At 61.3% G+C, this 20,998-nt stretch carries 21 protein-coding genes; 11 read left to right on the top strand and 10 right to left on the bottom strand.

Annotated elements, in window-relative coordinates:
- Positions 1-125: 125 nt before the first annotated feature.
- The 4 genes from JJN09_RS05070 to JJN09_RS05055 all read right to left on the bottom strand — a co-directional run bounded on the left by JJN09_RS05070 (position 126) and on the right by JJN09_RS05055 (position 4,974).
- Positions 126-1,316, bottom strand: coding sequence for an acetyl-CoA C-acyltransferase (locus JJN09_RS05070; protein WP_249486033.1), 1,191 nt, complete (start codon positions 1,314-1,316; stop codon positions 126-128).
- 12 nt (positions 1,317-1,328) lie between these two features.
- Positions 1,329-2,090 (bottom strand): SDR family NAD(P)-dependent oxidoreductase, encoded by a 762-nt coding sequence (locus tag JJN09_RS05065; protein WP_249486032.1) that lies wholly within the window; start codon positions 2,088-2,090, stop codon positions 1,329-1,331.
- Between the two features lie 16 nt (positions 2,091-2,106).
- The gene (locus JJN09_RS05060) at positions 2,107-3,771 is read right to left on the bottom strand and encodes an AMP-binding protein (protein ID WP_249486031.1); all 1,665 of its coding nucleotides are present in this window, start codon (positions 3,769-3,771) and stop codon (positions 2,107-2,109) included.
- A 186-nt stretch (positions 3,772-3,957) separates the two neighbouring features.
- Positions 3,958-4,974 (bottom strand): AraC family transcriptional regulator, encoded by a 1,017-nt coding sequence (locus tag JJN09_RS05055; RefSeq protein WP_249486030.1) that lies wholly within the window; start codon positions 4,972-4,974, stop codon positions 3,958-3,960.
- Between the two features lie 221 nt (positions 4,975-5,195).
- Here JJN09_RS05055 and efeU point away from each other — a divergent pair, with 221 nt between their 5' ends.
- Genes efeU through efeO (JJN09_RS05035) form a run of 4 tightly spaced genes read left to right on the top strand, consistent with a single transcriptional unit; the run spans position 5,196 to position 9,414 of the window.
- Positions 5,196-6,044: an iron uptake transporter permease EfeU gene (efeU, locus tag JJN09_RS05050; RefSeq protein ID WP_249486029.1), complete on the top strand. Its 849-nt coding sequence runs from the start codon at positions 5,196-5,198 to the stop codon at positions 6,042-6,044.
- An 8-nt stretch (positions 6,045-6,052) separates the two neighbouring features.
- Entirely contained in the window at positions 6,053-7,252 is a 1,200-nt protein-coding gene (gene efeO / locus JJN09_RS05045; protein ID WP_249486028.1) for an iron uptake system protein EfeO, read from the top strand.
- Positions 7,253-7,269: 17 nt separating this feature from the next.
- A complete protein-coding gene (efeB, locus tag JJN09_RS05040; RefSeq protein WP_249486027.1) occupies positions 7,270-8,568 on the top strand; it encodes an iron uptake transporter deferrochelatase/peroxidase subunit in 1,299 nt (432 codons plus the stop codon).
- 21 nt (positions 8,569-8,589) lie between these two features.
- Positions 8,590-9,414 carry an iron uptake system protein EfeO gene (efeO, locus tag JJN09_RS05035; RefSeq protein ID WP_249486026.1) on the top strand — a complete coding sequence of 275 codons (825 nt, stop codon included), beginning with the start codon at positions 8,590-8,592 and terminating at the stop codon, positions 9,412-9,414.
- Between the two features lie 146 nt (positions 9,415-9,560).
- On the opposite strand, the gene pssA is transcribed toward efeO (JJN09_RS05035), so the two are convergent.
- Positions 9,561-10,904, bottom strand: a complete 1,344-nt coding sequence (pssA, locus tag JJN09_RS05030; protein WP_249486025.1) for a CDP-diacylglycerol--serine O-phosphatidyltransferase — start codon at positions 10,902-10,904, stop codon at positions 9,561-9,563.
- A gap of 216 nt (positions 10,905-11,120) precedes the next feature.
- On the opposite strand from pssA, the gene JJN09_RS05025 reads away from it, so the two are divergent.
- Together JJN09_RS05025 and JJN09_RS05020 are read left to right on the top strand one after the other, a co-directional pair.
- Positions 11,121-11,687: a TetR/AcrR family transcriptional regulator gene (locus tag JJN09_RS05025; protein WP_249486024.1), complete on the top strand. Its 567-nt coding sequence runs from the start codon at positions 11,121-11,123 to the stop codon at positions 11,685-11,687.
- Between the two features lie 52 nt (positions 11,688-11,739).
- On the top strand, positions 11,740-12,219 hold the full coding sequence (locus tag JJN09_RS05020; protein WP_085709991.1) for a nuclear transport factor 2 family protein: 480 nt from the start codon (positions 11,740-11,742) through the stop codon (positions 12,217-12,219).
- Between the two features lie 42 nt (positions 12,220-12,261).
- Here JJN09_RS05020 and sfnG read toward each other — a convergent pair whose 3' ends face one another.
- Complete coding sequence (gene sfnG, locus JJN09_RS05015; RefSeq protein WP_249486023.1) at positions 12,262-13,356, bottom strand: dimethylsulfone monooxygenase SfnG; 1,095 nt, start codon at positions 13,354-13,356, stop codon at positions 12,262-12,264.
- Positions 13,357-13,728: 372 nt separating this feature from the next.
- Here sfnG and JJN09_RS05010 point away from each other — a divergent pair, with 372 nt between their 5' ends.
- Complete coding sequence (locus JJN09_RS05010; protein ID WP_027611974.1) at positions 13,729-14,508, top strand: TSUP family transporter; 780 nt, start codon at positions 13,729-13,731, stop codon at positions 14,506-14,508.
- Here JJN09_RS05010 and nudC read toward each other — a convergent pair.
- From nudC to JJN09_RS04995, 3 genes are all read right to left on the bottom strand, one after another.
- Positions 14,476-15,306: an NAD(+) diphosphatase gene (gene nudC / locus JJN09_RS05005; protein ID WP_249486022.1), complete on the bottom strand. Its 831-nt coding sequence runs from the start codon at positions 15,304-15,306 to the stop codon at positions 14,476-14,478. The genes JJN09_RS05010 and nudC overlap by 33 nt on opposite strands.
- A gap of 6 nt (positions 15,307-15,312) precedes the next feature.
- Positions 15,313-16,125 carry a crotonase/enoyl-CoA hydratase family protein gene (locus tag JJN09_RS05000; RefSeq protein WP_249486021.1) on the bottom strand — a complete coding sequence of 271 codons (813 nt, stop codon included), beginning with the start codon at positions 16,123-16,125 and terminating at the stop codon, positions 15,313-15,315.
- 82 nt (positions 16,126-16,207) lie between these two features.
- On the bottom strand, positions 16,208-16,981 hold the full coding sequence (locus JJN09_RS04995; protein WP_249486020.1) for a class I SAM-dependent methyltransferase: 774 nt from the start codon (positions 16,979-16,981) through the stop codon (positions 16,208-16,210).
- 157 nt (positions 16,982-17,138) lie between these two features.
- Between JJN09_RS04995 and JJN09_RS04990 the strand changes: the two genes are divergently transcribed.
- From JJN09_RS04990 to pncA, 4 genes are all read left to right on the top strand, one after another.
- Positions 17,139-17,672 carry a tetratricopeptide repeat protein gene (locus tag JJN09_RS04990; protein ID WP_249486019.1) on the top strand — a complete coding sequence of 178 codons (534 nt, stop codon included), beginning with the start codon at positions 17,139-17,141 and terminating at the stop codon, positions 17,670-17,672.
- An 89-nt stretch (positions 17,673-17,761) separates the two neighbouring features.
- Positions 17,762-18,220, top strand: coding sequence for an RNA polymerase sigma factor (locus JJN09_RS04985; protein ID WP_244142484.1), 459 nt, complete (start codon positions 17,762-17,764; stop codon positions 18,218-18,220).
- Entirely contained in the window at positions 18,217-18,975 is a 759-nt protein-coding gene (locus JJN09_RS04980) for an anti-sigma factor (protein WP_249486018.1), read from the top strand. The genes JJN09_RS04985 and JJN09_RS04980 overlap by 4 nt, the downstream gene beginning before the upstream one ends.
- 51 nt (positions 18,976-19,026) lie before the next feature.
- On the top strand, positions 19,027-19,653 hold the full coding sequence (pncA, locus tag JJN09_RS04975) for a bifunctional nicotinamidase/pyrazinamidase (protein WP_249486017.1): 627 nt from the start codon (positions 19,027-19,029) through the stop codon (positions 19,651-19,653).
- Positions 19,654-19,692: 39 nt separating this feature from the next.
- Here the strand turns inward: pncA and JJN09_RS04970 are convergent, their stop codons facing one another.
- Positions 19,693-20,994: an ATP-binding protein gene (locus tag JJN09_RS04970; RefSeq protein ID WP_249486016.1), complete on the bottom strand. Its 1,302-nt coding sequence runs from the start codon at positions 20,992-20,994 to the stop codon at positions 19,693-19,695.
- Positions 20,995-20,998 lie beyond the last annotated feature (4 nt).

The raw sequence follows: 20,998 nt of genomic DNA, 5'->3' as shown, positions 1-20,998 counted from the left end.
AACTCTGTGGGAGCGGGCTTGCCCGCGATGGGGCCGTGTCATTCAACATATTTGCCATCTGACCCACCGCCATCGCGGGCAAGTCGACCGTCGCACCGTCGCTCCCACAGGGTAAGGGGGTCAACCTAAATGCATTCCAAAGCCATCGCCGTGGCTTCGCCGCCGCCGATGCAGATCGCCGCGACGCCGCGTTTCAGGCCTTTCTGGCGCAGGGCCGAGAGCAAAGTCACCAGAATCCGCGCGCCGGAGGCACCGATCGGGTGGCCCAGGGCGCAGGCGCCGCCGTGGATGTTGAGCTTGTCGTGTGGAATGTCCAGGTGCTTCATCGCCGCCATACCGACCACGGCGAAGGCTTCGTTGACTTCGAACAGATCGACCTGATCCAGCGACCAGCCAGTTTTCTTCATCAGCTTCTTGATCGCGCCAATCGGTGCCACCGGAAACAGGCCCGGGGTGTCGGCAAATGCGGCGTGGCCGTGAATGACCGCCAGCGGTTTCAGCCCCTGTTTCTGCGCTTGCGACTGGCGCATCAGCACCAGTGCCGCTGCGCCGTCGGAGATCGAACTGGAGTTCGCTGCGGTTACGGTGCCGCCCTCACGGAACGCCGGTTTCAGCGAGGCGATCTTGTCCAGCTTGGCTTTTGGCGGTTGCTCGTCGTTGCTGATCAGCACTTGTTCCTTGCCGACGGTCACGGTCAGCGGAACGATTTCGTCCTTGAAGCTGCCGTCCTTGATCGCCTGCTGGGCGCGGGTGGTCGAGGCGATGGCGAAAGCGTCCTGAGCCTCGCGGCTGAAGTCGTTGGTTTCAGCGCAGTCTTCAGCGAAGGTGCCCATCAGGCGACCCTTGTCGTAGGCATCTTCGAGGCCGTCGAGGAACATCGAGTCCAGCACCCGGCCGTGGCCCATGCGGTAACCGGCGCGGGCGCGGTCCAGCAGATACGGCGAGTTCGACATGCTTTCCATGCCACCGGCGATTACCACATCGGCGCTGCCGGCCAGCAGCATGTCGTGAGCGAGGATGGTGGTTTCCATGCCCGAGCCGCACATTTTGTTGACGGTGGTGCAGCGGGTGGATTTATCCAGCCCGGCGCCCAGTGCAGCCTGACGCGCAGGCGCCTGGCCCAGACCGGCCGGCAGTACGCAGCCGAACAGCACTTCATCGACCGCATCGACGGCAACACCGGCGCGTTCAACCGCCGCCTTGATTGCAGCGGCTCCCAGTTGCGGTGCGGTCAGGCTTTTCAGTTCGCCCTGGAAACCACCCATCGGGGTGCGGACGGCGCTGACGATGACAATCGGATCGTTGGAGATGGTCATGAGAAATCCTCCTTACTTGGCGGCCATACGCAAGGCGCCGTCGAGACGGATCACCTCGCCGTTGAGCATGCTGTTTTCAATGATATGCCGCACCAGCGCGGCGTACTCGGCAGGTTTGCCCAGACGCGGCGGGAACGGCACGCCCGCGGCCAGCGAATCGCGCACTTCCGGAGTCATGCCGGCCATCATCGGGGTTTCGAAAATGCCCGGGGCGATGGTCATCACGCGGATGCCGAAGCGCGCCAGTTCACGGGCGGCGGGCAAGGTCAGGCTGGCGATGGCGCCCTTGGACGCGGAATACGCCGCCTGGCCGATCTGGCCGTCAAACGCAGCGACGGAGGCGGTGTTGATGATCACGCCGCGTTCGCCGTCGGTGTTGGCTTCGCTTTCGGCAATCGCCGCTGCCGCCAGACGCAGCATGTTGAAGCTGCCGATCAGGTTGACGTTGATCACCTGAGCGAAACTGGCCAGCGCGTGCGGGCCGTTCTTGCCGAGGATCTTCTCGCCGCGAACGATGCCGGCGCAGTTCACCAGACCATTCAGGCTACCGAAAGCTTTTACCGTTGCCTGCACGGCGGCTTCGGCGGCGGCTTCGTTGCTGATGTCGGCCACCACGCTTTGCGCGCCGAGGCGCTGGGCCTGAGCGGCAACGGCTTCGGCGTTCATGTCCACCAGCATCACTTTGGCGCCGGCGCTCACCAGCAATTCAGCGGTAGCGGCACCCAGGCCGGACGCACCGCCGGTGACGATAAAAACCTTGTTCTCGATCTGCATGACTGTTTCCTTGGATTCAAGCTGAAACGTTGTGCGCCGCGGCCTCTTGAGCCTTGGCGATTTCCTGGTTGCGCAAGATAAAGCGCTGCAATTTGCCGCTCGGGGTTTTCGGCAACTCGCTGACAAATTCGATTTCACGGGGGTACGAATGCGCGGCCAGACGCTTGCGCACGTGCTGACGCAGTTCTTCGGCCAGCGCCGGTTCCGCGCGGTATTGCGGGTTGAGCACGACGAAGGCTTTCACCAGTTCGGTGCGCTCGGGATCAGGTTTTCCGACCACTGCGGCTTCGATTACGGCCGGGTGTTCGATCAGTGCACTTTCTACGTCGAACGGGCCGACCCGGTAGCCGGAGGTGGTGATTACATCATCGCTGCGACCAACGAAGCTGATGCTGCCGTCCGGGTTCCACTCCACGGTGTCGCCGCTCAGGTAGTAATCGCCGACGAACGCCTTGGTCGGTGCGCCTTCGTAACCGGCGAACCAGCACATCGGCGATTGCGTGCGGTCGATGGCGAGGATGCCGGGCTGGCCGACGCCGAGTTCGTTGTACTGATCGTCGAGCACCACGATGCGATGGCCCGGCGAAGCAAAACCAGCGGCACCGAGGTGGATCGGGTGTTCGAGGCCGTGGTGGTTGCACAGCACCATGCCCAGTTCGGTCTGGCCGTAGTGGTCGTGAATAGCCACGCCGAGGTTGTCGGCAAACCAGCGGATCACTTCCGGGTTCAACGGCTCGCCGGCGCTGCTGACGATGCGCAGCTTGCCCTTGATCGACTTGGCGAATTCATCGCCGCCGGCAATCAGCAGGCGATACGCCGTGGGCGAACCGGTGAGATTGGTGATCCCGTATTTATTGATCACCCGACAAGTGCTTTCGAGGGTGAACGGGCCATCGTAAAAAGTAATCGGATGACCCATCGACATCGGGCCGGTCACACCGAAATAGATGCCATACGCCCAGCCCGGATCGGCGACGTTCCAGAACGCATCTTCCGGGCGCAGATCCACGGCATCGCGGGTGTAGCTCTGGAACGCAACGACTGCCTTGAGCGGCACCGACAACGCTTTCGACGGGCCGGTGGTGCCCGAGGTGAACATCAGCAGGAATGGGTCTTCGCCGGTCAGCATCACCGGTTCGCAGACATTGGAATGGTTGGGCAGCTCGGCCCAGAAACTGAAATCGCCACGGACGATGCCCTGGCCTTTCGGACCGCCGACGGTGACCAGCGTCGGGCATTCGGCGACTTCGCTGAGCTTCGGCCGATTGACCGCATCGGTGACCACGACTTTGGCGCCGGAGCTGTTCAGGCGATGTTCGAGGGCTTTCGGGCCGAACGCGGTGAACAGCGGTTGATACACCGCGCCGATGCGCCAGGTGGCGAACACGGTGATCAGCAATTCGATATTGCGCGGCAGCAGGCCGGCGACCTTGTCGCCCTTCTGCACGCCCTGGGCGAGGAGGAAATTGGCGAAACGCGCGGCTTTGTCCTGCAGATCGCTGAAGGTATACGTCGCACTGGCGCCGTCGCGGCCTTCCCAGAACAGCGCGATGCGCCCCGGCAAGGCGTGACGGTCACAACATTCGACGCAGGCGTTGAGCGCCTCGAGCGAGCCGCTGAGTGCGGCGTCCACGGTGTGCTGATAATCAAACTGCTGGGTGGCAGACAAGTAATCGCGCATTGCCAGAATCCCTCTGTGTTTTTATTAGGTTGGGGAACCGTAAACAACAGAGGAATACTCGCGCCATGCGGGGTGCGGGGCAATGGTCAAAGCCATCAAGATGGATGACTGGTTTGGCCAAGGTTTGCGTCGATTGATCGTTCCCACGCTCTGCGTGGGAACGAGAGTCAGTGGGGACAGCGAGGATCAGACCGCTTCGTTCAGGATCAGGCTGCGGTAATGCCCAGGATTGGTCCCCGACCACTTGCGAAACGCCTTGTAGAACGAGCTCGCATCGGCAAACCCCAATCGCGTGGCGATCTCGGCAAAACTGATCGAAGGTTCCGCCAGCCAGGTGATCGCCAGTTCCTTGCGCACGCTGTCCTTGATGCCTTGATACGTCTGCCCTTCCTCCGCCAGACGTCGGCGCAGGGTCGAGGCCGACATGCACAGCTGCTGGGCCAGGGCTTCGGTTTCCGGCCACTGTTCGGCGGGTAATTGCCGCAGATCCTGCTTGATACGGCTGGCGAGGCTTTCCGGGTCGCGGTACTTCACCAGAATGTTGGCCGGGGCATGGGCGAGGAAACGCTTCAACTCCTCGGCACTGCGCTTGATCGGCAGATCCAGCACGTCGGCAGCGAAGATCATTCGTGTGCGCGGCCGGTCGAAACGCAGGTTCTCCGAGAACATCACTCGGTAGTCATCGCAGAACTCGGGCGCCGGGCAGCGCAGCTCGATGGCGAGGATCGGAATCCGCCGCCCCGCCAGCCAGCACGCCACGCCGTGGACGATCATCCAGTAGGTGAAATAGGTGAAGGCGCGGCGCGGCTCGGGGTCGTCCTCCAGCAGGACGATTTCCGCCAGGCTTTGCTGGTGCACCAGTTGCGCCGGCATGCGCTCGAGCATCAGCGACAGGAAATTCAAACCGGCGCTCAACCCGGCAGCCAGATTCGGCTGGGCCATCGCGCTGCGACAGAGGAATTCCAGACTGCCGGATTTCAGCTTGCGCGGGTCCATGCCAAAGAACTCGTCATCGCCCCGCCGCGCCAGCAATCGCCACAACCGCGCGTACTGGCTGGCCGGGACGCGGGCGTCATCGGTGAGCAACAGCACCGGCTCAATGCCGACCTTGTTCAAGACTTCTTCCGTGGCCACGCCCGGGGCACAACTTTGCAGCAGTGCTTCGCGCACCAGTTGAATGGCGATGGTGTCTTTTTCCGACATGGATCGAGGTAAATCCTGTTGTTGTTCGAGTGGCTGGCATCTTAACGCAGCCATCGAGACACAGCTCGCTCACGCTCGGAAATGCCTTTGGCTTACATGAGAATGGTTGTTCTTCAGGCTCGTTCAGCTACCGTTCAGGTAAATGTCAATGAGTGACATGTGAGAATGACTTTCATTATGTTACAACTTGTAACCTCTTCAAATGACCCAGTGGATGCCGAATGCTCGTTCCCTTTCTGATCATGCTGCGTGAAGGCATTGAAGCCGCGCTGATCGTTGGCATTATCGCCAGCTACCTGCAACAGACCGGTCGTGGCCAATGGATGCCGGCGGTATGGATCGGCGTATTTCTCGCCGCTGCGCTGGCGCTGCTGGTGGGTGGTGGCCTGGAACTGGTCAGCGCCGAATTCCCGCAGAAACAGCAGGAACTGTTCGAAGGCGTGGTCGGTCTCGTCGCCGTGGGCATTCTCAGCTCCATGGTGTTCTGGATGCGCAAGGTCGCGCGGTCGATCAAGCATTCGCTGCAGGCGTCCCTCGATCACGCACTGACTTCCTCAAAGCATCAGGTCATCGCGCTGATCGCCATGGTGTTTTTTGCCGTCGCCCGGGAAGGGCTGGAAACGGTGTTCTTCCTGCTCGCGGTGTTCCAGCAGAGCGAGGGTCCTGGCGCGCCGATTGGTGCCCTGCTCGGCCTGATTCTGGCCATCGTCGTCGGCTTCCTGATCTACAGCGGCAGCATGCGCCTGAACCTGTCGGCGTTCTTCCGCTGGACCGGGCTGTTCATTCTCGTGGTCGCTGCCGGGATTCTCTCCAACTCGGTGCAGGCGCTGCACGAAGCCGGCGTCTGGAATCACCTGCAAACCGTGCTCTTCGACTTCAGCGCGACGTTGCCGATGGACGGCCCGCTGGGCTCGGTGCTGGCCGGCATGTTTGGTTATCAGGATGCCCCGACCGTCAGCACCCTCGGTGCGTACCTGATCTACCTGGTGGTGGCGCTGGTGATGTTCTTCTACCCGGCTCCCGCACCGGCGCCCAAAGCCGCCGCTTCGAATTCCGCTTCCAGCCAATAAGGGCCTCCATGTCAAAGCCTAATACTCCTCAGGCCTCCCCTCCCCGCGCCTTGCGCTGGGCGGTGGCCGGTTCGGTGGTCGTGATGATCGCCGCCGGTGGCCTGTTCTACTACGCCTCGAAAATGGCTGCGGCCAAGCGTCAGCACAACCATGACGAAGTGGTGGTCAACATCCACCCTGGCAGTTGCGAGCCCAACGAGCTGAGCGTACCTGCGGGCCGCGCCAGTTTCCGCATCGTCAACCGCTCGGACCGGGCGGTGGAATGGGAAATCCTCGACGGCGTGCTGGTGATCGAAGAACGCGAGAACATCGCCCCGGGCCTCAGCCAGGTAATCAACGCCAACCTGCAACCCGGCGACTACGCCATCACCTGCGGCCTGCTGAGCAATCCGCGCGGTGTGCTGCATGTCACGCCGACCGCCGCCTCCGATGCCGCCGCCAAGGCCAAGCCGTCGATGGTCGCCTTCGTCGGGCCGCTGTCGGAGTTCCGCGTGTATCTGGCCACCCAGAGCAGCGCATTGATCAGAGCCGTCACCGCACTCAATCAAGCGATCACCAGCGGTGATCTGGCCCAAGCGCAAGCGGCGTACCTGCCGGCCCGCGCGGCGTATCAACGTCTGGCCCCGGCCGCACAACGCCTGGCCGAGCTGGACAACAGCATCAACGCCCGCGCCGATTACTTCGAGAAGCGCGAACAGGATCCGGCCTTTGTCGGTTTCCATCGAATCGAGTACGCGCTGTTCCAGCAACGCAGCCTCGACGGTCTGTCGCCGGTGGCCGAGCGCCTGCTGGGCGACGTCACCACCTTGAAACAACAGTTGCTCGCGCAGTCGCTGCCGCCGGAGCAACTGGTGGAAATCCTCGTGCGCAATCTCAACACCCTGGCCGACGTGCGCGCCGCCAGCGGCGAAGAGGAACGCTACAGCCACGGCGACCTCAACGGTTTTGCAGCGAATCTGGAGACCGCGCACAAAGTCGTCGAATTGCTGCGACCAATGCTGACGAAATCCGCCGCCGATCTGCTGCCGAAAATCGACAGCGCGCTGACTGATTTCGATACCACGCTGAACGGCTTCAAGGTCAAGGACGGCTACGCCAGTTACGACACCGTCAACGGTGAGCAACGCAAGCAGATCGCCGACAAGGCCAAGGCTCTGGCCGACGCCCTCGACGCCATTGATCCCGCCCTCGGCCTCTCCGGCCTGTAAGTAGAAGACGAATACCGATGAACGATTCCGAACACTTCAACCTGCAACGCCGCCGCGTACTGATGGGCATGGGCGCCGCCGGTGTCGCACTGGCCGGCACGGCCCTGAGCTGCCCGGCGATGGCCGCCGCACCTGCGCAAGTCACCGAAGCGCCGAGCAGCGACAAGACCGAAGATCACCACGACTTTCATGGCGCGCACCAGACCGGCATCGTCACCCCGCGTCCGGCGTCCGGCATGCTGGTGTCGTTCGATGTGCTGGCCAGCGACCGTGAAGACCTGGAGCGCTTGTTCCGCACCCTCAACGAGCGCATCGCGTTCCTGATGAAGGGCGGCCCGGTCGCGCAGATCGATCCAAAATTGCCGCCGCCGGACTCCGGCATCCTCGGCCCGGTGGTCACGCCGGACAACCTGACCATCACCGTGTCGGTGGGCGAATCGCTGTTCGACGAGCGTTTTGGCCTCGCCGCCGCCAAGCCCAAGCGCCTGATCCGCATGGTCGGCTTCCCCAACGATGCACTGGAAGCCGATTGCTGCCACGGCGACCTGAGCCTGCAGTTCTGCTCCAACACCGCCGACACCAACATCCACGCCTTGCGCGACATTGTGAAGAACCTGCCGGACCTGCTGCTGGTGCGCTGGAAGCAGGAAGGCAGCGTGCCGCCGCAAGCCCCGGCCAAACCCGGTGTGCCAGCGCAATCGGCACGTAACTTCCTGGGTTTTCGCGACGGTTCGGCCAATCCGGATTCCAACGACGGCAAAGCCATGGATCGTATCGTCTGGGTGCAACCGGGCAGCGACGAACCGGCCTGGGCTGTTCACGGCAGCTATCAGGCGGTGCGGATCATCCGCAACTTCGTCGAACGCTGGGACCGCACACCGTTGCAGGAGCAGGAAAGCATCATCGGCCGAGTCAAAACCACCGGCGCGCCGATGGGCGCCAGCCATGAGACCGAAGTGCCGGACTACAGCAAGGACCCGGAAGGCAAGCTGACCAAGCTCGACGCGCACATCCGCCTGGCCAACCCGCGCACCGCCGCGACCCAGGCCAACCTGATCCTGCGCCGGCCCTTCAACTACTCCAACGGCGTGAACAAGAACGGCCAGCTCGACATGGGCCTGCTGTTCATCTGCTACCAGGCCGACCTGGAAAAAGGCTTCATCACCGTACAGACCCGCCTCAACGGCGAGCCGCTGGAGGAATACCTCAAGCCGGTCGGCGGCGGTTACTTCTTCACCCTGCCGGGTGTTACGGGCGACAAGGATTTCATCGGTCGCTCGCTGCTCAACGCTACCCAACCAAAAACAACTGCATAGCATTCAACAGGAGCCGCCCCCATGAAAAAGACGCCCATCGCGTTATTGCTGACCTTAGGTTTACTCAACACCCCGTTGTCGGTGTTCGCCGCGACCGCGCCGCTGGATCTGGTCGGGCCGGTTTCGGACTACAAGATCTACGTCACCGAGCAACTGGACCAACTTGGCACCCACACCAAGCAATTCACGGATGCCGTGAAAAAGGGCGACCTGGCTACCGCGCAGAAGCTCTATGCACCGACCCGCGTCTACTACGAGTCGATCGAGCCGATTGCCGAGCTGTTCAGTGACCTCGACGCGTCCATCGACTCCCGCGTCGACGACCACGAAAAAGGCGTGAAGGCTGAAGACTTCACCGGTTTCCACCGCATCGAGTACTCGCTGTTCTCGGAGAAGAGCACCCAGGGCCTGAACGATCTGGCCGACAAACTGGATAAAGACGTCCAGGACCTGCAGACCCGCGTCGCCGGCCTGACCTTCCCGCCTGAGAAAGTTGTCGGCGGTGCTGCCGCCTTGCTGGAAGAAGTCGCCGCCACCAAGATCTCCGGTGAGGAAGACCGTTACAGCCACACCGATCTCTATGACTTCCAGGGCAACATCGACGGCGCGAAGAAAATCGTCGAGCTGTTCCGTCCGCAGATCGAGAAGCAAGACAAGGCCTTCGTTGCCAAAGTCGACAAGAACTTCGCCGCCGTGGACAAGATCCTGGCCAAGTACAAGACCAAGGACGGTGGCTTCGAGACCTATGACAAAGTGAAGGAAAACGACCGCAAGGCGCTGGTTGGCCCGGTCAATACCCTGGCAGAAGACCTTTCCACATTGCGTGGAAAATTGGGTCTGAACTGAGTTCTACAGCGTTTTGTAGTGCCTCATCGCGGGCAAGCCCGCTCCCACTGGTTTTGCGCCGTTCACTGAACAGTGATCCGGCACAGACCTTGTGGGAGCGGGCTTGCCCGCGATGGCGTCTTAAGCCGCGCTAAAGATTTCGGATCTTAGAGGATGCGATAGAGCAACCGCTCGACCCGCACCCGGCTCACGCGTTTGAGGAACTTGGCCACCCCGCTCGGGTAATCCGGCAAGGCTTCCAGATCCTGGAATCGCTCGATCCGCTGGGTGTGCTCGAAAATGTTTTCCAGCTCAAGACGCCGTGGCTCAAGCCACTCGCCTTTCGGGTCATCGATCAGCAGCGCGTTTTCCAGATCGAGACGGAAGGCACGCGGGTTGAGGTTGTTGCCGGTCAGCAGTGTGTAGCGCTGGTCAATCCACATGCCCTTGAGGTGGTAACTGTTGTCGCCCTCGCGCCACAAATGCAGGTTCAGCTGGCCGCTGTCGATGTTGCGCTGATGACGCTTGGCGAAACGACGCAGGCTGATCTCATAGAGATACGGCAGCGCGGCAATCACCTTGAACGGCTCGGTCGGCGGAATGTAGAAGTCGTTGGCGGTCTTGTCGCCGACCACGATGTCTATCTTCACGCCGCGCGCCAGCGCCCGGTTGACCTCGCGGATCACCCCCAGCGGCAGGTTGAAGTACGGCGTGCAGATGGTCAGTTGCTTCTGGGCGCTGGCGATCAGCTCCAGAATCACCCGGTTCAACGGGTTGTTCTTGCCCACGCCGAGCAACGGGCTGACTGACAGGCCAGTGTGCGCCGTGCTGCCGGCACTGGTGTCGTACGTCGCGTATTTGAGGCGGCTGCGCAGGTCGCCGATGTCGTTGCGCAGGCTGCGGGTGGTCGGCAGGTTCGGCAGGTCGAGGCGATGCACTGCTTTCGACTCGATCAGGCCGTGTTTGACCAGATGGTGCATCGAGTCCGCCAGTTCACGGCTCTGCAGCACGTGATAACGGTCGAAACGGTACTTGTCGAATTTATGCAGGTAGACGTTGTTCAGGCTGGCGCCGCTGTAGACCACGCAATCGTCGATCACGAAGCCCTTCAGATGCAGCACGCCGAACAGCTCGCGGGTCTGCACCGGCACGCCGTAGACCGGCACCACGCTCTGGTGGGTGCGGGTCATTTCCTGATACCAGGCCGAGTTGCCCGGCTGCTTGCCGGCACCGATCAAACCACGCTGAGCGCGCAGCCAGTCGACGACCACAACGATTTCAAGCTCGGGACGCTTGAGTTTGGCAGCGTGCAAGGCATCGAGGATTTCCTGACCGGCTTCGTCGTTTTGCAGATAAAGCGCGACGAGGTAGATGCGCTGGGTCGCCTGGGCGATTTTCTCCAGCAGGCAACGACGGAACTCGGCGGCGCCGGACAGAATGGTCACGGCCTCGGCGGTCAGCGGAAAGCTGCGCAACTTGGGCAGCAGAGAGCGTTTGAAAAGCAACGGCATAGGGCTCGCAATGGGTCGAATCCGAAGAACCCGAGAGCTTACACCATCAACTCCTTCGGGTCTTGTGAGTGCCTGTAATAACTTCATCGCCAGCAGGCTGGCTCCCACAAAGGAATGCATTTCAAATGTGGGAGCCAGCCTGCTGGCGATCTCAATTTTCCTGGCAATGAAAAATGCAGCTTGACCATGGAGAACGATCGTTCTACTGTTCGCCACATGAACGAAATCACAAGCAATGACACGACCCGCGACATCATTCTGGATGTCACCGAAAAGTTGATCTACAAGAGTGGCATCGCCGCCACCGGGATGGATCTTCTGGTGAAAACCGCCGGTGTCTCCAGAAAGAGTATCTACCGCTACTTCGCCAACAAGGAGGAGCTGACCGTCGCCGCCCTGCAACGCCGCGACGTGCGCTGGATGCACTGGTACAGAAGCGCCGTTGATCAGGCCGAAACCCCTGCCGATCGCCTGCTCAACCTGTTTACCGTGCTCAAGGGCTGGTTCGCCTCGGAAGGCTTTCGGGGCTGTGCCTTCATCAATACCAGCGGCGAGACCGGCGATCCGCAGGATCCGGTGCGTCTGGTCGCCAAAGACCACAAACAGAAGCTGCTCGACTACGTGTGCGAGCTGTGTACCGAACATGGTGCCGAGGACCCGCAACTGCTGGCCAAACAGTTGCTGATTCTGATTGACGGCGCCATTACCGTAGCGCTTGTGATGGGTGATCACAGTGCCGCCGATAATGCGAAATGCATGGCGCGAAAGTTATTGGACCTGTAAAGCCTCAATAAGCGAAAAGTTGTTAAATCGTTAATTTTATCGGGAGACAAACATGTCTACTGCAGCCGAAGTACGTCCGCCATTGCCACCCTTCAACCGTGAATCGGCCATTGAAAAAGTTCGCCTGGCCGAAGATGGCTGGAACTCCCGCGACCCGCAGCGGGTATCGCTGGCCTACACCCTCGACACCAAATGGCGCAACCGCGCCGAATTCGCCAACAACCGCGAAGAAGCCAAGGCCTTCCTGACCCGCAAATGGGCCAAGGAACTGGATTACCGCCTGATCAAGGAACTCTGGGCTTACTCCGACACCCGCATCGCCGTGCGCTACGCCTACGAATGGCACGACGACTCGGGCAACTGGTTCCGTTCCTACGGCAACGAAAATTGGGAGTTCGACGAGCACGGCCTGATGTTCCAGCGCTACGCCTGCATCAACGACATGCCGATCAAGGAAAGCGAACGCAAGTTCCACTGGCCGCTGGGTCGACGCCCGGATGATCATCCGGGGCTGTCCGAGCTGGGTCTGTAATTCAGCAGCCGATCCTTCCTGCAGATTGTGCAGGAAGGGTCTTCAGGCCACTTCGGCGCTGTGCTTCAGCGCTGCTTTTGCTTCCAGCTCCCGCACCAACGGCAACACCCGCAGGCCGAAATACTCCACCTCTTCCTGAAAGTGCAGGAACCCCGCCAATACCAGATCCACACCCACCGCTTTTAGCGCCACGATCCGCTCGGCAATCTGCTGCGGCGTGCCGATCAGGTTGGTCTTGAAACCGTCGTTGTACTGCACCAGGTCTTCAAAAGTCGATTTGGCCCAGTTGCCCTCGCCCTCCGGCGATGCTCTGCCCGCCTGTTTCGCTGCATCACCAAAAGCATTCACCGCTTCCGGATCAGCCTGATCGATGATCTGCGCCAGCACCGCTTTGGCTTCCTCTTCGGTATCCCGGGCAATGACAAAAGCATTCACCCCGATTTTCACCGAATGATGATTCGCTGCCGCTTTGGCGCGAATGTCGTCGACCTGCGCCTTTATGCCCTCGACGCTGTTGCCATTGGTGAAATACCAGTCCGACACTCGTGCCGCCATGTCCCGCGCGGCACGGGAGCTGCCACCCTGAAAGATTTCCGGGCGGCCCAGCGGTTTCGGCTTGAGGCTGTAATTGTCGAAGCGATAGAAATCGCCACGGAAGGTGAAGTTGTCCTGACTCCAGATCCCGCGCAATGAACGGATGAACTCTTCCGAGCGACGATAACGCTCGTCGTGCTCCAGCCAGTGTTCGCCGATGGCCTGGAACTCACCCTTGAACCAGCCGCTGACGATGTTAACCGCGATCCGGCCGTTGGTGAGTTGATCGATGGTCGCCAACTGTTTGGCCGCCAGTGCCGGTTGCCACGGGCCGGGCAGAATGGCGGCGATGACTTTGAGTGTGCGGGTGGCGGCGAGCAACGCGTGGCTGAAAGCCACCGATTCATGTTGGAACTCGGCGCCGTAGCCAGCAGTGAAACGGATCTGCGTCAGGGCGTATTCGAAGCCCGCCGCCTCGGCCAGTTGTGCCAGCTTGCGGTTGTAGTCGATGCCCCAGTCGGTGCGTTGCTCTATCTTGCTGACCACCAGCCCACCGCTGACGTTCGGCACCCAGTAGGCAAATTTCACGGCTTGCTGACTCATTGGCGTGTCCCCGGGACAGTTGATGAAGGTGAGAGAGGTAGAGCAGCAAGCGTGCCAGCCCCTGAAGCCCGCGTTTAATGGGGTTTAAGGCAATCAAAATGCATGGTGGGAGGGTGATTTGTTGGGTGCCTGTTTGGTGGGCAACAGTTGAACAATCGGGGAAAGGACTGGCCTCATCGCTGGCAAGTCGAATCGTCGCACCGCAGCTCCCACAGTAATTTCAGTGCACACAATATTGCGATAATCCCCAAAACTTGTGGGAGCTGGCTTGCCAGCGATAGGGCCTTATGGGTCGCCGCAACAGTTGGAAATGAGTAACATGATTGCCCTCCCCGCAGCCCAGCTCTGCAACCTGCCGAATAAGCCGATTCCATGCCTTTCGAACTCAGCGTTGACCTCACCACCCTGGCCGTTCTGGCCCTTGTCGCTTTCATTGCCGGATTCATCGACGCCATCGCTGGCGGTGGCGGTCTGTTGACCACGCCGGCGTTGCTCACCGCCGGTTTGCCGCCGCATCTGGTGCTGGGCACCAACAAGTTGAGTTCGACCTTCGGTTCGGCCACCGCCAGTTTCACTTTTTACCGGCGCAAGCTGTTTCACCCACGGCAGTGGATGCATGCCATCGTCGGCACGCTGGTCGGCGCGTTGACCGGCGCTATCGTCGCCCACTATCTGCCAGCCGAATGGCTGAACAAGATGCTGCCCGTGATCGTCTTCGCCTGCGGTCTGTACCTGTTGTTTGGCGGCACGCCGAAAGCGCCGCTGGACAGCGACGCACCGATCAAGAAAAAGTGGCAATCGACCCAGGGCTTCAGCCTCGGTTTCTACGACGGCGTGGCCGGCCCGGGCACCGGTGCGTTCTGGACCGTCAGCAGCCTGCTGCTGTACCCGATCGATCTGGTCAAGGCCAGCGGCGTGGCGCGCAGCATGAACTTCGTCAGCAACATTGCGGCGCTGTCGGTGTTCGTGTTTTCCGGGCAGGTGGACTGGATCATCGGCCTGAGCATGGGCTTGTCGGTGATGGTCGGCGCGTTCTTCGGGGCGCGCACCGCGATCAGCGGTGGCGCCAAGTTCATTCGTCCGGTGTTCATCACCGTGGTGCTGGGTTTGACCGTGCGTCTAGCCTGGCAGCACTGGTTCAGCGTGGCCTAAACGCCGCGCCACGTAGACGTCGATCAGGTAACGGGCAATCGATTTGGACGCCGGCAATGGCGGCAGGTCGTGCACGTTGAACCACTGGGCGTCTTCGATCTCGTCTTCCTGGCAGACAATCTCGCCACCGGCGTATTCGGCATGGAAACCTAGCATCATCGAGTGCGGAAACGGCCAGCACTGGCTGCCCAGGTACTGGATGTTCTTCACTTCGATGCTGACTTCTTCGCGCACCTCGCGAATCAGGCAATCCTCGGCCGACTCTCCAGGCTCGGCAAACCCCGCCAACGTGCTGTAAACCCCGGTGACGAAGCGCGGTGAGCGCGCCAGCAGCACTTCATCGCCACGGGTCACCAGCACGATCATGCTCGGCGAAATGCGCGGGTAGCTGCGCAAGTCGCACGGCTGGCAGTACATCGCCCGCTCCCGAGGCACCTGGGTCATGGCCTGGCCGCAATTGCCGCAGAAACGATGTTCACGGGCCCACGTCCCGATCTGCGCGGCATAGCCCAGCACTTTGTAAATCGTGTGATCGCCATCGAGCATGAACGCCCGCAGCCCCTTCCAGTTGCAGCCCGGCACCTCGCTGGTGCTGCGCAGTTCCAGCAGGTAGACCGGCTCGCCATCAAGATGGCCGATGCCGTGCTCGGCGAGGACCGACAAGTCCTGGCGCTTGAGCCATTCCCGGGGGAACAGCACGCCGTTGTCATCGAACAGAAAGCCCTCGGGGCTGCGCGCGACGGCCCAGCCGCCCGGTTGATCGGTGTCCAGTACTGCGGTGGTCCAGCGAGATGTCATGGTTTCTCAATCCAGAAATTCGGGTTTCTGTTTGCTCATATGGGCGGCCATGGCCACGCGCAAGTCGGAGGATTGCAACATGGCAGCGTTCCAGGTGGCAACGTACTCCAGACCATCGTCGATACGGTGGTCGCGCATGTAGCTGATCATTTCCTTGGTGCCGGTGACCGCGATCGGCGACTTGCCGGCAATGTCCCGGGCAATGTCCATCACGCCTTCGATCAGGCTGTCCTTGTCGCTGTAGACGCGATTGACCAGCCCGATGCTGCGCGCCTCTTCGGCACCAAAGGTGCGACCGGTGTAAGCCAGCTCACGCAGCATGCCGTCACCGATGATCCGTGGCAACCGTTGCAGGGTGCCGACGTCAGCCGCCATGCCGATATCGATTTCTTTAATGGAGAATTGTGCGTCTTCGGCAGCGTAGCGCATGTCGCAGGCCGCGATCAGGTCGATGGCGCCGCCCAGGCAATAACCCTGGATCGCCGCGAGTACCGGTTTGCGGCAATTGTCGACGGCATTGAACGAGGCTTGCAGGGTCAGGATCTTTTTGCGCAGCAGGCGCGCATTGCGGCCGACGTCCTTGCCCAGCTCATTGGCCACGCCGGCCAGCATCATCAGGTCGATGCCCGAGGAAAAGTGTTTGCCGGCACCGCTGAGCACCACCACCCGCACTTCGTCGGTGTCATCGATCCACTGGAACACCTCGACGATTTCGCTCCAGAACGCGGCGTTCATCGAGTTGATTTTTTCCGGACGGTTGATCTGCACATGGGCGATGTTGTCGGCCAGTTCGACGCTGAAGGCGGTGTATTGAGTCATGGCAGAAATCCTTTACCGGTCTGAAAATGAGGCCTGAACTATATCAAGGCCTCAGAACGGCGGTTCGGCCAAATGCAGGACTCTAGCCGCCCTTCACCGCCACGAACGCGGCAGTCTCGTAAGGCACGGTCATCACATCCCTGCCCCGCAGCTCGGGATCGGACGCGATCAAGGCTCGAAGCTGCTCATCGATCCGGGCCCGCTGCGCATCGGGTAGCGCCGCGATGAAACTGGTGGAACGCACCCGGTTGAAAATCACATCCTCCGGCGAGCCCGTATGACCATGGTGAAAGTGCTGTGTCTGCAACGGCCCGAACGCCGGATGCGGGAACACCTTGCGCCAGGCGCCGGTGTAGTAACGCGGCGTGTCGCCTTCCAAAGCGTTGACGATCGCATCGAGCTTGGGCACCCAGCCGACCTTGGTGTCTCGCAGGTTCCAGATCAGCCCGAGCTTGCCGCCGGGCTTGAGCACCCGGGCGATTTCGTCCAGCGCCTCGGTGCTGGCGAACCAGTGAAAGGCCTGGGCGCAGACCACGGCGTCCACCGAGGCATCGGGCAATGGCAAATCGGTCGCCATGGCGCTGACGGCCAGCACGTCGGGCCAGTTGGCAGACAGTTTTTCCAGCATCTGCGCCACCGGCTCCACGGCAATCACTTGAGCACCGGTCGCCACCAATCGTCCGGTGAACTTGCCGGTACCGGCGCCGAGGTCGATAACAGTCTTGTGGCCATCCAGGTCCAGTGTGGTCGTCAGCCATTCGGTGACCGCCGGCGGATAGTCCGGCCGGCCTTTGATGTACGTGTCGGCCGCGGTCTTGTAACCGGCGGCAGCCGAGTGGTGAACCTGATCTTTCATGGCGCGACTCCCAAAATGGAACGGCGGATCGACGACAGACGTCAGGAGCATAGCGCTCGGGTTTGCGCTTTCCTTGAATGGCACCTGACAAAGCAATGAATAAAACTTCACCTTGCGGTGTTCAACATCAGACATGACCCACTATGGAGCCTTGCCCATGACTTTCCGTTCCGTTATGTTCGCCGCCCCGTTGCTGATGGCCGCGATGTTGTCCAGCCCTTTGGCCCTGGCCCACGGCGATGAAGACGAGCCGGTACAGAAACCCAACTGCCCGAAAGGTCAGGTGCTCGACAGCAAGACGCAGAAATGCGTCAGGCAGACCAGCAGCCTGGTGCCTGACGCCGACCGCACCGACTACGCCTATCGCCTGGCCAAGGACGGTCGCTATGAAGAAGCCCTCGCCTTGCTCGACACCCTGAAACAGCCGAACACCGCCAAGGCGCTCAACTATCGCGGCTATGCCACGCGCAAACTGGGGCGCACCGACGAAGGCATCGGTTATTACCTGCAATCGGTGAAGCTAGATCCGCAGTACGCGCAAGTCCGCGAGTACCTGGGCGAGGCTTACGTCATCAAGGGCCGCGTCGATCTGGCGCAGGAACAGTTGCAGCATATCCAGAAGATCTGCGGCACGTCCTGCGAGGAATACCGGGACCTGGCCGAAGCCATCAACGATTCATCGAAAACCTGACACGACACGCGGAGGCGAATATTTTCAGCGATCAGGCCTTCAGAGCCGAACTCGGACAACACCTGGCGCGCTTGTGGCGCTACGGCTTGTTGCTGTCGCGCAATCGACACGTGGCCGAGGATCTGGTGCAAGCCACTTGTGTGCGGGCGCTGGAGCGTTCAGGCCAATACGTGGCCGGTACGCGCATGGATCGCTGGCTGCTGAGCATTCTGCATTCGATTTGGCTCAACGAAGTGCGCGCCCGCCGGGTGCGCCAGGGCCAGGGCGTGGTGGACGCCGACAGCCAGCTGACGTTCGACGGCGAATACGCCGCCCAGACCCACGTCATGGCCGCGCAGGTGATCCGCCGCGTCGATGCGCTGCCTGAAACCCAGCGCGAAACGGTGTACCTGGCCTACGTCGAAGGCCTGTCCTATCGCGAAGTCGCCGAGATCCTGCAAGTGCCGATCGGCACGGTCATGAGTCGCCTGGCCACCGCCCGCCTGAAACTGGCCGAATACCCGCCGCTGCAAGCGGTACCGAATACCCCCGCAGGAGACCGGCAATGAATACGCCTTCCGACGAGCAACTGGTGGCGTATCTGGACGATGAACTGGACCGCGAACAACGCAGCCAGCTCGACAGCCTCATCGCCGACGACCCGCTGCTCAACCTGCGCGTGCAGTGGTTGAGCCGCAGCAACCTGCCCTATCGCGACGCCTACGATGAACTGGCCCGACAGGCACCGCTGGATCGTCTGCAAGCCCGGCTGGATGCCGCACCGTCACCGCAACGCCCTAGCTTCAGCCGACGCTGGTTTATCGGCGCGGCGGCAGCGGGCATGGTGCTCGCGGGTGTCGCGGCCGACCGATTGTTCCTCGGCTGGCAAGCACAGCAATCGCACAACTGGCGCGAGCTGGTGGGCGATTACATGGCGCTGTACGTGCCGCAGACCCTTGAACATCTGGCCACCGACGAAGCCTCCGAGCTGGCGCAGTTGCGCACCGTCGATGCGCGGCTGGGACTGAGCCTGTCGCCAGCAACGCTGAAGCTGCCCGGCGCACAATTCAAACGTGCGCAGTTGCTTGAGTATGACGGCGTGCCGATTGCCCAGATGACCTGGCTCGACGCCAATCACGGCCCGCTGGCACTGTGCGTCACCCGCTCCAACAGCGGCAGCCAGGCGCTGGCTCATGAACGCCGGCACGGGATGAACGTGGTGTACTGGACGGAACGCGAGCATGCCTGGATGTTGATCGGGCATAACCCGGCCGCTGAGCTGGAAGAGATGGCGAAAATGTTTAAAAACCGGCTGAGCGTGTGAATGAAGTTATTACTATCCTGCCCGGGTGATTTCCAAGGAGTGGCTTGAAAAATGCTGATTTCCCCACGTACTGCATTACTGGTCATCGACGTACAGAACGACTTCATCCCCGGCGGCCAACTGGCCGTGCCCGAGGGTGACCTGATCGTCCCGCTGATCAATCGCCTTGCCGAGCAGTTCAAGCAAGTGGTCATTGCCCAGGACTGGCACCCGGCGGGCCATGCCTCGTTTGCCTCCAGCCATCCCGGCCGTCAGCCTTACGATGTGATTCAACTGCCGTACGGCGAGCAGACGCTCTGGCCAGACCACTGCATTCAGGGCTCTCGCGGTGCCGAGTTTCACTCGGGGCTCAACTTGCCCCACGCGCAGTTGATCATCCGCAAGGGCTGCAACCCGGACATCGACAGCTATTCGGCGTTTCTGGAAGCGGACCGTGCCACCACCACCGGGTTGGCCGGTTATCTCAAGGAACGCGGTGTCGACACGGTTTACATGGTCGGCCTGGCGCTGGACTTCTGTGTGATGTTCTCCGCGCTGGATGCACGGGCGACGGGGTTCAATACGTTTGTGGTGCTGGATGCGTGTAGGGCGATCGACATGAATGGTTCGCTGGCGTCGGCGATCGAGCGGATGCAAGTGGCCGGGGTCGGGTTGGTTCAATCCACCGAGCTGCTCTGATCTTTGATCGCTCCCGAGCCATGCACGGGAGCGATCGAATCAAGCCGGCGTCGGCAGCCAAAGCCTGAACCGCGCCCCACCCAACGGCGAACCTTCCACGGTCAACGTCCCGCCCTGCGCTTCCAGCGCCCGACGGCTGATCGCCAGTCCCAGGCCAAATCCGCCGGTCGCCCGGTCGCGGCTGCGATCCAGTCGATAGAACGGCTCGAAAATCCGCTCCCGCTCATCTTCCGGAATGCCGATTCCGTCGTCATCCACCCAAATCTCACAGCCCTTCGGACACACCTGTACGCCGATCTGAATGCGTTTTTCGCAGTAACGCATCGCGTTGCGCAGCAGGTTCTGAATCGCGCGGGCTGTCAGGCGCGGGTCGAGGGAGAAGCGTTCCAGCTGGTTGTGCAGCAATACATCGATGACGATTTCCGGGGATTCCAGCTCTTCGTCGACGCTGCCCAGAATGCTGTCGATGAACTCGTCCAGCGCCACCTCGACCTGCTCCGGCATCTTTGCCGGATTCTGCAAGCGGCTGTAGGACAGCAACTCCAACACCAACTCATCCAGTTCACGAATGTGCGCGACCAGCCCTTGCAGGCGTTCGCGGCTGGCTTGCGGCAGATCATCGGACAGCGCGAGCGCCAGGCCGAAGTCCAGACGGGTCAGCGGCGTACGCAATTCATGGGACACCGCGTTGAGCAAGTCACGCTGCTGGTTGAGCAGGTTTTCGATGTCGCCGGCCATGGTGTCGAACACCGTGGCCAGGCTGCCGATGTTCGAACTCGAGCCGATTTGCGTTCGCTCGCCCAAATGGCCCTTGCCGAAGCGTTCGGCGGTGCCCTTCAGGCGTTCAAGATCACGCCAGTGCGGCCGCAGCCACAGCAACAGGCACGCCAGCAAACTCGCACCGATCAGGACGTTGATGCTCCAGTACAGCAGATTCACGTCCATCGGATCCGGCGGCACCACCATTTGCACGGCCACCTGGTCGTTCAACGGCGTCACCGCCAGCGTACGCCAGCCCCAGTCGCCGATGCGCACCACGTTTTCGCCACGACGCAGACGTTCTTGTTCAATCGGGGTGAAATTGGCGTCATCGATGCGGGCGAGGACGATGTGCAGCGGTTGGAAGTCCTTGTCCATCGAGGCCGCGACCACCGGCCATTGATCCTGCGGCACCGCGCGAAACTGCTTGGTGATCAGCGATTGCAGGCCACGGGAATAATCGAGGTTGTAGGTGACGAACCGATCCCTGAACGCCATCACCACCAGATCCGGCACCAGATAGATCGCTGCGCTGTAGGAAACGATCGTCACCAGATAGAGGCGAAACAGGATTCTGAACATCGAC

It is taken from the genome of Pseudomonas sp. HS6 (genome assembly GCF_023375815.1).
Taxonomy (GTDB): domain Bacteria; phylum Pseudomonadota; class Gammaproteobacteria; order Pseudomonadales; family Pseudomonadaceae; genus Aquipseudomonas.
This window is presented reverse-complemented; position numbering and strand designations above follow the sequence as displayed.